This window comes from Burkholderia sp. BC1 (assembly GCF_052683555.1).
Genome location: NZ_JBQYLP010000028.1, coordinates 40,296 through 53,094, shown reverse-complemented (window position 1 = coordinate 53,094; position 12,799 = coordinate 40,296). Strand labels below are relative to the sequence as shown.

The window sequence follows — 12,799 nt, the reverse complement described above, 5'->3', positions numbered from 1 at the left end:
CGTCTCGATGGCGGCCCACGCGCGCGGCGGCCGACGCGGCTGCCGCTGCCGGCGCTGCGTCGACGGGCCGGTTCGTGCGGAGGCCGATGGCGGGTCTTCACCCGCTATATCGACACGTACGGCGAAAACTTGAGCGCGTCGCGTCGAACGCGCGATCGCGCGCGCCGGCGCGGCCGCTAGGCGCCCGCCCAGTGCGGCAGCACGATGCCTTGCCAGACGAAGAACACGGCCAGGCCGACCGCGATCGTCACGAGCGGGCGGCGCGTGGTCGCCGACACGAGCACCGCGGCCAGCGCGCCGACGAGCTGCGGGTTGCGCCACGTCAGCTCGGCCGCACGGCCGTGCGGCGACACCGTCATCGGCACGATGATCGCGGTCAGCACGGTGACGGGGACGAAGCCGAGCGCCGTGCGCACGAGCGGCGGGAAGGTCAGCCGCTCGCCGAACAGGAACAGCGTCGTGCGGATCGCGTAGGTAATGACGGCCATCCCGAGGATCAGCAGCGCGTAGCTCACGATGCGGCCTCCGAGCGCGAGCCGGCCCGCGTGCGCTCGTGCCGCAGCGTCAGCAGCACGCCGATCGCGACGCCGACCGCGACCGCGCCGAGCAGTCCGAGCTTGTACGGCCATCCTTGCCAGAAATACGCGAGCGTGCCGGCCGTTGCGGCCGCCGCGAGATAGCGCAGCGTGCCGAGCTGCGGGACGACGATCGCGATGAAGGTCGCCGCCATCGCGAAGTCGAGGCCGAGCGACTGCAGGCCCGGGAACGCGGCGCCGAAGCCGATGCCGGCGAGCGTCCATACCTGCCAGTTCAGGTACATCGCGAGCCCGGAGCCGAAGAAGTAGTGGGGGCCGATCGCGCCGGGCGGGAAATGCCGGTAGTGCGCGTACGCGACGGCGAACACTTCGTCGGTCATCAGCGCGCCGAGCGTCGCGCGCCAGCGCAGCGGCAGATGCGCGACGTACGGCGCGAGCGTCGCGCTATAGAGCAGATGGCGCAGGTTCACGATGAACGTCGTCGCGAGCACGACGACGAAGCTCGCGCTGCCGGCGATCAGGCCGAGCGCGATGAACTGCGCGGAGCCGGCGAAGACGGCGAGCGACATCAGCGCGCCGTGCCAGGCGGCGAGCGGGCCGCCGCTGACGAGCGTGCCGAAGATCACGCCGAACGGCGCGGCGCCGATCATCATCGGGATCGTGTCGCGCGCGCCGTCGAGCCATTCGTTGAGCGGCCGGCGTGCGGCCGGGCGCGGTGTCGGGGATGCGGGTGGTGTCTCCATGTCGGCGAGGATAGCGGTCGTGCGCGCGGCCGGCTTGTACGTTCTTGCGCCGGCGCGCTCGCGTGCGGGCGCAACGGCCGTGCCCGCAGTCGTCGAGCGAGTGCGACCATGAAGAGGCGAGGCGGCCGGCCGCGCGTTTACCGCGCCTGCCAGCGTCCCGGCGGCACGCCGAACATCCGCTTGAAATGCCGCGTGAAGTGGCTCTGGTCGACGAAACCGCTGGCGGCCGCGACGTCGGCGACCGGTACGCCGGCGCGCAGCGGCGCGAGCGCGCGCTGCAGCCGCAGCTGGTTGCGCCACGCATGCGGCGGCATCCCGGTCGCGCGCGTGAACAGGCGCGCCGCGTGAAACGGCGACAGCCCGGCCGCCTGCGCGACCTCGTCGAGCGTGACGGTGGCCGTCAGATCGGCCGCGAGCCGCTCGCGCATCACGTCGACGCGCGGTTCGTCGGCGGCGAGCGGGGCGGGGCGCGGCCGCGTGTCCGCGTGCCGCACGATCAGCGTCGACAGCGCGTCGAGCATCGCCGTTTCCGCGGCGAGCGGATCGTAGGCGCGTGCGGCGTGGGGCGGCCGTACGTCGGTGTCCTCGCTGTAGCCGGCCCACGCGTCGCGCGCACGCGCGGCTGCCGTGCTGCCGGCTTCCATCATCCGGTGCGCGCACGCGAGGCGCGCGGCGAGATCGGCATCGCGGATCACGTCGGGCGGGAACCACGGCGCGTTCTGCGGACGGCCGACGATCGCATCGGCGAGCGAGCGGATGAAATCGACCGGCACATAGCTCACGCGATAGCGCCAGCCTTCGTCCGCGCCGCGCGAGCCCGTATGCACTTCGCCGGGATTGATGACGGGGACGGTGCCCGCTTCCGCGACGTAGCCGCTGCCGCGATAGGTGAAGCGCTCGGCGCCTTCGAGGATGACGGGGATCGTGTAGGCGTCGTGCCAGTGCGGCGCGAACGCATGGTCGCGATAGGTTGCGGTGACGAGATCGGCGTCCGGCAGCAGCGGCGTGCGCCAGTAGCGGGCGGAGTCTCGAAGGCGGCGATCGGCCATGGTCGTGCTCGGCGCGCAGCGCTCGATTCGGCGGCGGATCGAGCGCGCGCGATGCGCTTACTTGAGCGGAATCGTCGTGCCCGGCGGCACCGGCACCGCGGTGACCGCGTTCTTCGGGCTGCCGCTGACGATGCGATCGCTATAGGTCAGATACACGAGCGTGTTGCGCTTCTTGTCGACGACGCGCACGACATGCAGCGTCTTGAAGATGAACGACATGCGCTCGCTGAACACGTCGGTCTGCTGCTTCAGCGGTTCCTTGAAGCTGATCGGGCCGACCTGCCGGCAGGCGATCGACGCTTCGCTGGGATCCTCGGCGATGCCGAGCGAGCCCTTGATGCCGCCCGTGCGTGCACGCGACACGTAGCACGTGACGCCGGCCACGCCCGGATCGTCGTACGCTTCGACGACCACGCGGTCGGAGCCCGTCACGCGGAAATGGGTGTTCACGCTGCCGACTTCCTCCGCATGCGCGAACGGCGCGGCGCAGCAGCAGGCGAGCAGGGTAGCGGACACGGCGGAAAGGAGACGGGGCTTCATCGACTGAACCGGAGGCGAATGCGGGACAGAAACTCTAGCATGCGCTGCGGATGCGATGGCGGGGCCGGAAAAACAAAAGGCCCGTCGAATGACGGGCCTTTCGCTGTCTGGCTCCCCGACCTGGGCTCGAACCAGGGACCTACGGATTAACAGTCCGGCGCTCTACCGACTGAGCTATCGGGGAATAAATCGGTTGTCTGCGTTTGCGTCGCCATCGAAACACCCGCGCTTGCTACAACGGGCCTTTGGCGTTTTTGGCTCCCCGACCTGGGCTCGAACCAGGGACCTACGGATTAACAGTCCGGCGCTCTACCGACTGAGCTATCGGGGAACAAACAGCAGAGAAACGAGATTGTATGGAGTGTTAGCTAGGCTGTCAACACTTTCGAGCGGCTGCGTACGAAAATTTTTTTGCAGCCGTCGTTCGATCAGCGCTCGAGCAGGTGCAGCTTGTCCTGCACGTCCTTCCACTCGTCCGCGTCGGCCGGCGCCGGCTTCGTCTTCGTGATCGACGGCCAGACCTTCGCCAGTTCCGCGTTCAGCGCGGTGAACTGTTGCTGGTCGCCCGGAACGTCTTCTTCGGCATAGATCGCATTGGTCGGGCACTCGGCGACGCACACGGCGCAGTCGATGCACTCGTCCGGATCGATGGCGAGAAAGTTGGGACCTTCACGGAAGCAATCCACCGGGCACACATCCACGCAATCCGTGTATTTGCACTTGATGCAGCCTTCGGTCACAACGTGAGTCATTAAAACGCTCCTGCTTGGCGGTGTCGGTATATATGGGGTGGCGTTGACGCCAAAAGCGGCATTGTAACTGATGCGCAAAACCCGCATCGCGTGCCCGGCTTTCCCGCTTATACCGTTTCGTGATTAGTTTATGGGGTGCGGCGCGCGCCGGCGGTTTCGCGATGGTCCGGCACGCATTCGGGTAACATGGCCGGCAGACCGGGCGGCGCGCGGTGCGCCGGCACGGGTCACGATACTGGCGGTGCCGTCATCATGATCATCACTTCGCTGCTCGACACGGATCTCTACAAATTCACGATGATGCAGGTCGTCCTGCATCACTTCCCGGCCGCAAGCGTCGAATACCGCTTCAAGTGCCGCACGCCCGGCGTCGACCTCGTGCCGTACATCGACGAGATTCGCGACGAGGTGCGCGGGCTGTGCGCGCTGCGCTTCACGGACGTCGAACTCGACTATCTGCGGCGGATGCGCTTCATCAAGAGCGATTTCGTCGACTTCCTTGCGCTGTTCCATCTGAACGAGAAATACATTTCGATCACGCCCTCGCCGAAGGGCAACGGCGAGATCGACATCGAGATCAAGGGGCCGTGGCTGCACACGATCCTGTTCGAGATTCCGGTGCTCGCGATCGTCAACGAAGTCTATTTCCGCAACACGCAGCGCGAGCCGGACTATCGCGAGGGCCGCGAGCGGCTGCGCGAGAAGATCAAGCTGCTCGGCGCGAAGCCCGAATTCGCGGACTGCAAGATCGCCGACTACGGCACGCGCCGGCGCTTCTCGAAGGTCTGGCACGAGGAGGTCGCGCTCACGCTGCGCGACGGGCTCGGCGCGCAGTTCGCGGGCACGAGCAACGTCTACTACGCGATGAAGCACGGGCTCACGCCGCTCGGCACGATGGCGCACGAATACCTGCAGGCGTGCCAGGCGCTCGGCCCGCGGCTGCGCGATTCGCAGACCTACGGCTTCGAGATGTGGGCGAAGGAATATCGCGGCGACCTCGGGATCGCGCTGTCGGACGTCTACGGCATGGACGCGTTCCTGAACGACTTCGACATGTACTTCTGCAAGCTGTTCGACGGTGCGCGTCACGATTCGGGCGACCCGTTCGAGTGGGGCGAGCGCATGATCCGTCATTACGACGCGAACCGCTGCGACCCGCGCACGAAGGTGCTCGTGTTCTCGGACGCGCTCGACATCCCGAAGGTGATGCAGCTGTACGAGCGCTTCCGCGGCCGCTGCAAGCTCGCGTTCGGCGTCGGCACGAACCTGACCAACGATCTCGGCTACGTACCGCTGCAGATCGTGATCAAGATGGTCCGCTGCAACGGGCAGCCGGTCGCGAAGCTGTCCGATTCGCCGGGCAAGAGCATGTGCGACGACAAGGCCTATCTGGCCTACCTGCGCCAGGTGTTCGGCATCGCGCAGCCGGCCGACGACGACGCGGCGGCGTGAGCGCCGGCCGCACGGCCGAAGGTGCGTGCGCGAAGAGGCGGCCGGTATAATCCGGCGGGTATCGAACGAACGCCAACGTCACGAGGACGCTTCATGGACACTTCCGCTGCCCGTCGCCACATCCTCGCGCGCATCCGTGCGGCGCAGGGCCGCGCGGCCGAGCCGGATGCGGCGGAACAAGAGGGCGTCGCCGACTACCTCGCGCGTCATCCGCAAGGGCCGCGTCCGCCCGTGCCCGACGATCTCGTCGCGGCCTTCATGCAGGAAGCGGCCGCGATGGCGACGACCGTCGACGAAGTCGGCTCGCTCGCCGACGTGCCGGCGGCCGTCGCGCGTTATCTGTCCGCGCAGCAACTGCCGATGCGCGCCATCGCCTGGCGCACGCTGGCCGATCTCGACTGGGCGTCGGCCGGACTGTCGGTCGAATGCCGCAAGCCGGTCGACGGCGATCTCGTCGGGTTGACCGGCTGCTTTTGCGCGACGGCCGAAACGGGCTCGCTCGTGCTGCTGTCCGGCCCCGACACCTACGCCTCGGCCGGGTTGCTGCCAGAAACGCATATCGCGATCGTCCCTGCATCGCGGATCGTCGCCGGCCATGAAGACGCCTTCGCGCTGATTCGCGCCGAGCGCGGCGAATTGCCGCGCGCGGTCAATTTCGTGTCGGGCCCGTCGCGCACCGGCGACATCGAACAAACCATCGTGCTCGGTGCGCACGGCCCGTATCGCGTCCATGCGATCGTCGTACGCGGCGCGTGACGCGTTCGTCGGCACCCAACAACCACAAGGAAGACTCCGCATGAAACGACATGCCGCGTGGGCGGGCATGGCGTCGGGGGCTGCGCTCGGCGCAGCGCCCGCGCTCGCTTCGGCCGCTACACTCGACGGCGCCACGCTGTCCGCCCTCTGGGGCATCCCGTTCGCCGGGATCCTGCTGTCCATCGCGTTGTTCCCGCTCGTCGCACCGGCGTTCTGGCATCACCATTTCGGCAAGATTGCCGCCGCGTGGGCGCTTGTGTTTCTCGTGCCGTTCGCGTTCGCGTTCGGCGCGGGCACCGCGTTCGGCACGCTCGTGCATGCGCTGCTCGAGGAATACGTGCCGTTCATCGTGCTGCTGACCGCGCTTTACACGGTCGCCGGCGGCATCTGCGTGAACGGCAACCTGCACGGCACGCCGAAGCTCAATACCGCGATCCTCGCGCTGGGCACGCTGCTCGCGAGCGTGATGGGCACGACCGGCGCCGCGATGCTGCTGATCCGGCCGCTGCTGCGCGCCAACGACAACCGCAAGCATGTCGTGCACGTCGTGATCTTCTTCATCTTCCTCGTCGCGAATGCGGGCGGCTCGCTGTCGCCGCTCGGCGATCCGCCGCTGTTCCTCGGCTTCCTGAACGGCGTCGGCTTCTTCTGGACGACCGTGCATCTGGCGCTGCCGATGCTGTTCATCTGCGCCGTGCTGCTCGCGCTGTTCTTCGCGCTCGATACGTACTTCTACCGGAAAGGCGGCGAGGAGCGGCCGGCCGCGCTCGATCCGACGCCCGACGGCGGCGCGCTCTCGATCGACGGCAAGATCAACTTCGTGCTGCTCGCGGTCGTCGTCGGCCTCGTGCTGATGAGCGGGATCTGGAAACGGGGGATCACGTTCGACGTATGGGGCACGCACGTCGCGCTGCAGAACCTCGTGCGCGACGTCGCGCTGATCGGCGTGACGCTCGCGTCGCTCGCACTGACGCCGCGTTCCGCGCGCGAGGGCAACGCGTTCAACTGGGAGCCGATCGAGGAGGTCGCGAAACTGTTCGCGGGCATCTTCGTGACGATCGCGCCGGTCATCGTGATCCTGCGCGCGGGTGCCGACGGTGCGTTCGCGCCGATCGTCCATCTCGTCACCGCGCCGGACGGCAAGCCGATCGACGCGATGTATTTCTGGGCGACCGGCCTGCTGTCGTCGTTCCTCGACAACGCGCCGACCTATCTCGTGTTCTTCAACCTGGCGGGCGGCGACGCGCAGACGCTGATGACGACCGGCGCGACGACGCTTGCGGCGATTTCCGCCGGAGCGGTGTTCATGGGCGCGAACAGCTACATCGGCAATGCGCCGAATTTCATGGTGAAGGCGATCGCGGAGTCGCGCGGCGTGAAGATGCCGAGCTTTTTCGCGTATCTCGGCTGGGCCGTCGCGATACTGGCGCCGGTGTTCCTGCTGACGTCGTGGATCTTCTTCACGGCGTAAGCTGACGATTTTCAACCTCACGCGGGCGGCTCGGGCGGCGCATGGCGCGCCGCGCGCCGTCCGCCGCATGCGGAGATGGCGATGCAGAAGATCCTCGTCGCGCGTCCGATCTTTCCGGACGTGATCGAACGGCTCAAGCAGTATTTCGACGTCGACTGGAACAACGGCGATGCGCTCGCGCCGGACGCGCTCGCTGCGCGGCTCGCCGACAAGGACGGCGCGCTGACGGCTGGCGATCCGATCGGCGCATCGACGCTGGCGGCGGCGCCGCGCTTGCGCGTCGTGTCGAACATGGCGGTCGGCTACAACAACTTCGACATGGCCGCGTTCAACGCGGCGAACGTGCTCGCGACGAACACGCCCGACGTGCTGAACGAGTCGACGGCCGATTTCGGCTGGGCGCTGATGATGGCCGCCGCGCGGCGGATCGCCGAATCCGAGCACTGGCTGCGTGCCGGCCACTGGCAGAAGTGGGCGTACGACGGCTTTCTCGGCAGCGACATCTACGGATCGACGCTTGGCGTGATCGGCATGGGCCGCATCGGCCAGGCGCTCGCGCGTCGCGCGCGCGGCTTCGGGATGCAGGTGATCTACCACAACCGGTCGCGCGTCGCGCCCGAGATCGAGGCGGAGCTCGGCGCCGAATACGTGTCGAAGGACGCGCTGCTCGCGCGCGCCGATCACGTCGTGCTCGTGCTGCCGTATACGAAGGAAAACCACCACACGATCGGCGCGGCCGAACTCGCGAAGATGAAGCCGACTGCGACGCTGACCAACATCGCGCGCGGCGGGATCGTCGACGATGCGGCGCTCGCGGCCGCGCTGCGCAACGGCACGATCGCGGCGGCCGGCCTCGACGTCTACGAAGGCGAGCCGAACGTGCATCCGGCGCTGCTCGAAGTGCCGAACGTCGTGCTGACGCCGCATATCGCGAGCGCAACGGAAAAGACGCGCCGCGCGATGGCGAACCTCGCGGCCGACAACCTGATCGCCGCGCTCGGCGAAGGGCCGCGCGCGGGGCAGCCGCCGAATCCGATCAACCCGGACGTGATCGGGAAGCCGCGCGCATGACGATCACGTTGCTGGTGGCCGCGCTCGTCGTGCTGGCCGTCGCGCTGGCGGTGGCCGTCGTCGCGCTCGTGCGCGGCGGCGGCCGCCACGACGACGCGGCCGTGCTCGGCGACCAGATCGAGGATGCGGCGCACGCGCAGGCGCGCGCACTGGAGCGGCTCGAACGCGAGCTGCGCGGCGAGATCGTCGAGAGCGCGCGCGGTGCGCGCACCGAACTGGGCGGCAGTTTCGCGCAGTTTCAGCAGACGCTCGCGGCGCAGCTGACGAGCGTCGCGACCGTGCAGAACAACCAGATCGAAGGATTCGCGCAGCAGCTCGCGACGCTGGTCGCGGGCAACGCGCAGCAGTTCGACGCGATGCGCGACAGCATGCTGCGTCACGCGCAACAGGCGCGCGAAGAGCAGACGGCGGCGCTTCGGCTGTTCGGCGACACGTTGCATCGGCAACTGACGCAGCTGACCGAAGCGAACGATCGACGGATCGGCGAAGTACGTGCGACGCTCGAGCAGCGGCTCAAGGACATCGAAACCAACAACGCGGCGAAGCTCGACGAGATGCGCCGCGTCGTCGACGAGAAGCTGCACGCGACGCTCGAGCAGCGGCTCGGCGAATCGTTCAAGCTCGTGTCCGACCGGCTCGAGCAGGTGCATCGCGGCCTCGGCGAGATGCAGACGCTCGCGGCCGGTGTCGGCGATCTGAAGAAGGTGCTGACCAACGTGAAGACGCGCGGCACCTGGGGCGAAGTGCAGCTCGAGGCGCTGCTCGAACAGATGCTGACGCCCGATCAGTATGCGAAGAACGTCGCGACGGTGCCGAAGAGCACGGAGCGCGTCGAGTTCGCGATTCGGCTGCCGGGCCGCGAAGCGGGCGGGCGCGATGCGCCGCCCGTCTGGCTGCCGATCGACGCGAAATTCCCGCGCGAGGATTACGAGCGGCTGATCGATGCGCAGGAGCGTGCGGATGCGGTTGCGGTCGAAGACGCGGCGCGCGCGCTCGAGGCCCGCGTGCGGCTCGAGGCGCGCACGATTGCGGAGAAGTACGTCGCGCCGCCGTACACGACCGATTTCGCGCTGCTGTTCCTGCCGACCGAAGGGCTGTACGCGGAGATTCTGCGTCGTCCGGGCCTGACCGATCTGCTGCAGCGCGACTACCGCGTGACGGTGGCAGGCCCGACCACGCTGACCGCGCTGCTCAACAGCCTGCAGATGGGGTTCCGTACGCTCGCGATCGAGCAGCGCTCGAGCGAAGTGTGGCAGGTGCTCGGCGCCGTGAAGACGGAGTTCGGCAAGTTCGGCGACGTGCTTGCGCGCACGAAGTCGCAGCTCGAGACGGTTACGCGCTCGATCGAGGCGGCCGAGCAACGCACGCGCGTGATGAACCGCAAGCTCAAGCAGGTCGAGGCGCTGCCCGGCGATGCGGCCGCCGGACTGCTCGGCGCGGAAGCGACGGACGGCGCCGACGCCGACGAGACCTGAGCGCGTATCGGCGCACGCCGCTGCCGGTGCGGCGCCTGCCCATGAAACACGCCCGAGCCGATTTGCATCGGCTCGGGCGTTTTACTTTCGGAGCCCGAATCGAACGGGCGAGCGCCGCCGCCTAGCGTGCGGCGAGCGCATCGAGCGCATTGCCCGTCACGCGCACGATCCGCCAGTCGGGCAGCACGGTCGCGCCCATCTTCTCGTAGAAGTCGATCGCGCGCTGGTTCCAGTCGAGCACCGACCATTCGAAGCGGCCGCAGCGGCGCTCGACCGCCAGCGCCGCGAGCTGCCTGAGCATCGCGGTGCCGAGCCCGGTGCCGCGCTGCGACGGCTGCACGTAGAGATCCTCGAGATAGAGGCCGCGACGGCCGAGGAACGTCGAATAGTTGTGGAAGAACAGCGCATACGCGACGATCGCGCCGTCGCGCTCGGCGACGAGCGCTTCGGCGGCCGGATGGGCGCCGAACAGGGCATCCGCCAGATCGGCCTCGGTCGCGACGAACAGGTGCGCGAGCTTTTCGAATTCGGCGAGTTCACGCATCAGCGCGAGGATCGCGCCGACGTCGCGCGCATCGGCCGCGCGGATCAGCGGCGTGTCGCTCACGCTTCCTCCGGCGGGTCGGACAGCACGATCTCGATGCCGCCGAAGCGCGATGCGACCCAGTTGTACGCGTGGCACGCGATCCACAGCAGCACGAAGCCGAGGATGGCGTTCAGCAGCAGCGCGCTCAGGATCGTGCTCAGCTCGACCATCCCGTAGCGCACGTAGGCGACGAGGATGCCGAGCAGCACGATCGGCACGCTGAACGTCAGATAGACGAGGATCAGCGCTTTTGCGGTCTGCCCCGCGGCGATCGACGAGATTTGTTTCTTCATGTGCAGAATGCCCCCGTAGAGAGATACCGATAGTTGGATTCAGATTCAGATCAGGCTGCCGAACGGCAGGATGTCGACCGGGGCGCCCGCGTCGACTGCCGCGGCATCGTGGCCCAGGACGATAAAACAGTTGGCGGCCGCGAGGCCGCTCAGCGATGCGGAGCTCTGCGAGCCGGCCGGTGCGACGTGCCAGCGCCCGTCGGCTGCGCGCGTCGCGATGCCGCGCAGATATTCGGTGCGGCCCGCGCGCTTTTTCAGCGCGTGCGTGGTGTACGCGGTGTACATCGCCGGCGGCGGCGCGCAGGCCCCCGCGAGCGTCAGCAGCGCCGCGCGCACGATCGCGTCGAAGGTCACCGCGGACGCGACGGGATTGCCGGGCAGCCCGAAGAACAGCGCGTGGCCCGGTGCGCCGTCGCCGCGCGCGAGCGTGCCGACGGCGAGCGGCCGGCCCGGGCGCAGCGCGAGGCTCGCGAACGTGACTTCACCGAGCCGCGCCATCACGTCGCGCGTGAAATCCGCTTCGCCGACCGACACGCCGCCCGACGTGATCACCGCGTCGGCATCGCGCGCGACCGCGTCGCGCAATGCGGCTTCGAGCGCGGCCGGATCGTCGCGGACGATGCCGAGATCGAGCACGTCGACGTGCAGCTGTTCGAGCATCGCGATCAGCATCGCGCGATTGCTGTCGTAGAGCGCGCCGCGTTCGAGCGCGGCGCCCGGCTCGCGCAATTCGTCGCCGGTCGAAAACACCGCGACGCGCACGCGGCGTCGCACCGTCACGTGCGCGATGCCGAACGACGCGAGCAGGCCGATGTCGGCGGCGCGCAGGACGCGGCCCGCCGCGAGCGCGCATGCGCCGCGTGCGAGATCCTCGCCGGCCTTGCGGCAATTCGCGCCGCGCGCGATTTCCCGTGCGGCGAAGCGGATTCCGTCGTCGTCGACATGCACGCGTTCCTGCGGAATCACGGTGTCGCATCCGGCCGGCATCGGCGCGCCCGTCATGATGCGTACGCATGCGCCGGCCGGCACGACACCGTCGAACGGATGGCCCGCGAATGCGGCGCCGACGACGCGCATCGCGACGTCGCCGTGCGCCGACGCGCACGCGCCGCCGTCGAACGCATAGCCGTCCATCGCCGAGTTGTCGTACGCGGGAATGTCGAACGGTGCGCGCACGTCGGCGGCGAGCACGCGATGGAGCGCGTCGCGCAACGGCACGGATTCGATGGCGGCGACCGGCGTCGCGAAACGGCAGGCGAGCGCCTGCGCATCGGCGAGCGACAGCGGCAGGTCGGAATCGGGTGCGGCTCGGGAGGCGGGCGAGGGTTGCGTGATCATCGTCGGACTGCGCCGCAAGGCGTACAGGGTTCGTGGCCGGAGGCGCGAGCAGTGTGCGTGGCGCGGTCGCGAGCGGCGGGGCGGCGCGCGGGAACGGCGGCGCCGGCGCCGTCAGCGGCGGGCTAGCGCGGCGAGTTCCTGCCAGGAGTTGGCATTGTAAAACGCACGCTCGTCACGAAACTCGACTTCGGTCGTCTTGTGGCGCGCGTACCACGCACGCACCTTGCGATCGCCGGCCGCGAGCCGCGCGGCGAGATCGTCGGCCAGCGACGTGCGCAGCAGTGCGAACGTCGGCTGCGGCGAGCGTGCGCCTTGGGCGTCGACGCTGACCGCCATCGCGATGTCCGCATGCTGCGCCTCGAGCGCCGCATGCAGCGCTGCGACGAGATCGGCGGGCAGATACGGGGAATCGCACGGCGCGCACGCGACGAGCAGTGCGCGCGCGGCGCGCATGCCGGCCAGCAGCCCGGCGAGCGGGCCGGGGAAGTCGGCCGTGTCGTCGGGCACGACGCGCGCACCGAACGGCGCGCCGAGCGTCGCGTAGCGATCGAGATGGCGATTCGCGCTGATCAGCACCTCGTCGACCTGCGGGGCGAGCCGGCGCAGCACGTGCACCGCGAGCGGCGTATCGTCGAGCTGTTGCAGCCCCTTGTCGACGCCGTCCATGCGGGTCGCGCGGCCGCCGGCGAGCAGCAGGCCGGCGATCGGGGGGCGGGCGGAGGAAGCGGACATCGTGC

At 68.8% G+C, this 12,799-nt stretch carries 14 protein-coding genes and 2 tRNA genes; 5 read left to right on the top strand and 11 right to left on the bottom strand.

Translation table 11 applies throughout. The annotated features are described in order from the left end of the window. Window positions 1-176 precede the first annotated feature (176 nt). From ACSHSS_RS15845 to fdxA, 7 genes are all read right to left on the bottom strand, one after another. Window positions 177-515 (bottom strand): AzlD domain-containing protein, encoded by a 339-nt coding sequence (locus ACSHSS_RS15845; protein WP_445545206.1) that lies wholly within the window; start codon window positions 513-515, stop codon window positions 177-179. Then, on the bottom strand, window positions 512-1,279 hold the full coding sequence (locus tag ACSHSS_RS15840) for an AzlC family ABC transporter permease (protein ID WP_035949757.1): 768 nt from the start codon (window positions 1,277-1,279) through the stop codon (window positions 512-514). The genes ACSHSS_RS15845 and ACSHSS_RS15840 overlap by 4 nt, the downstream gene beginning before the upstream one ends. A gap of 137 nt (window positions 1,280-1,416) precedes the next feature. Further along, window positions 1,417-2,328, bottom strand: a complete 912-nt coding sequence (locus ACSHSS_RS15835; RefSeq protein WP_012213810.1) for an AraC family transcriptional regulator — start codon at window positions 2,326-2,328, stop codon at window positions 1,417-1,419. 57 nt (window positions 2,329-2,385) lie between these two features. Next, window positions 2,386-2,868, bottom strand: coding sequence for a CreA family protein (locus ACSHSS_RS15830; protein WP_105841181.1), 483 nt, complete (start codon window positions 2,866-2,868; stop codon window positions 2,386-2,388). Between the two features lie 108 nt (window positions 2,869-2,976). Further along, a tRNA-Asn gene (locus ACSHSS_RS15825) sits at window positions 2,977-3,052 on the bottom strand. A gap of 71 nt (window positions 3,053-3,123) precedes the next feature. Further along, window positions 3,124-3,199: transfer RNA gene (locus ACSHSS_RS15820), tRNA-Asn, on the bottom strand. 97 nt (window positions 3,200-3,296) lie between these two features. Continuing rightward, the gene (fdxA, locus tag ACSHSS_RS15815) at window positions 3,297-3,620 is read right to left on the bottom strand and encodes a ferredoxin FdxA (protein ID WP_012213808.1); all 324 of its coding nucleotides are present in this window, start codon (window positions 3,618-3,620) and stop codon (window positions 3,297-3,299) included. A 252-nt stretch (window positions 3,621-3,872) separates the two neighbouring features. Between fdxA and pncB the strand changes: the two genes are divergently transcribed. From pncB to ACSHSS_RS15790, 5 genes are all read left to right on the top strand, one after another. Next, window positions 3,873-5,072 carry a nicotinate phosphoribosyltransferase gene (gene pncB, locus ACSHSS_RS15810; RefSeq protein ID WP_012213807.1) on the top strand — a complete coding sequence of 400 codons (1,200 nt, stop codon included), beginning with the start codon at window positions 3,873-3,875 and terminating at the stop codon, window positions 5,070-5,072. A 93-nt stretch (window positions 5,073-5,165) separates the two neighbouring features. Next, window positions 5,166-5,828: a LutC/YkgG family protein gene (locus ACSHSS_RS15805; protein WP_445545205.1), complete on the top strand. Its 663-nt coding sequence runs from the start codon at window positions 5,166-5,168 to the stop codon at window positions 5,826-5,828. 40 nt (window positions 5,829-5,868) lie between these two features. Continuing rightward, window positions 5,869-7,299 (top strand): sodium:proton antiporter, encoded by a 1,431-nt coding sequence (locus ACSHSS_RS15800; protein WP_445545204.1) that lies wholly within the window; start codon window positions 5,869-5,871, stop codon window positions 7,297-7,299. An 81-nt stretch (window positions 7,300-7,380) separates the two neighbouring features. Next, window positions 7,381-8,370 carry a 2-hydroxyacid dehydrogenase gene (locus ACSHSS_RS15795; protein WP_039225458.1) on the top strand — a complete coding sequence of 330 codons (990 nt, stop codon included), beginning with the start codon at window positions 7,381-7,383 and terminating at the stop codon, window positions 8,368-8,370. Then, entirely contained in the window at window positions 8,367-9,845 is a 1,479-nt protein-coding gene (locus ACSHSS_RS15790) for a DNA recombination protein RmuC (protein WP_006415184.1), read from the top strand. Before ACSHSS_RS15795 ends, ACSHSS_RS15790 begins: the two co-directional genes overlap by 4 nt. Before the next feature lie 121 nt (window positions 9,846-9,966). On the opposite strand, the gene ACSHSS_RS15785 is transcribed toward ACSHSS_RS15790, so the two are convergent. The 4 genes from ACSHSS_RS15785 to mobA all read right to left on the bottom strand — a co-directional run bounded on the left by ACSHSS_RS15785 (window position 9,967) and on the right by mobA (window position 12,794). Continuing rightward, window positions 9,967-10,452: a GNAT family N-acetyltransferase gene (locus tag ACSHSS_RS15785; protein WP_105837643.1), complete on the bottom strand. Its 486-nt coding sequence runs from the start codon at window positions 10,450-10,452 to the stop codon at window positions 9,967-9,969. Beyond that, the gene (locus tag ACSHSS_RS15780) at window positions 10,449-10,724 is read right to left on the bottom strand and encodes a hypothetical protein (RefSeq protein ID WP_006401288.1); all 276 of its coding nucleotides are present in this window, start codon (window positions 10,722-10,724) and stop codon (window positions 10,449-10,451) included. The genes ACSHSS_RS15785 and ACSHSS_RS15780 overlap by 4 nt, the downstream gene beginning before the upstream one ends. A 45-nt stretch (window positions 10,725-10,769) precedes the next feature. Then, on the bottom strand, window positions 10,770-12,062 hold the full coding sequence (gene moeA / locus ACSHSS_RS15775) for a molybdopterin molybdotransferase MoeA (protein WP_445545203.1): 1,293 nt from the start codon (window positions 12,060-12,062) through the stop codon (window positions 10,770-10,772). 111 nt (window positions 12,063-12,173) lie between these two features. Beyond that, window positions 12,174-12,794: a molybdenum cofactor guanylyltransferase MobA gene (gene mobA, locus ACSHSS_RS15770; protein ID WP_445545202.1), complete on the bottom strand. Its 621-nt coding sequence runs from the start codon at window positions 12,792-12,794 to the stop codon at window positions 12,174-12,176. Window positions 12,795-12,799 lie beyond the last annotated feature (5 nt).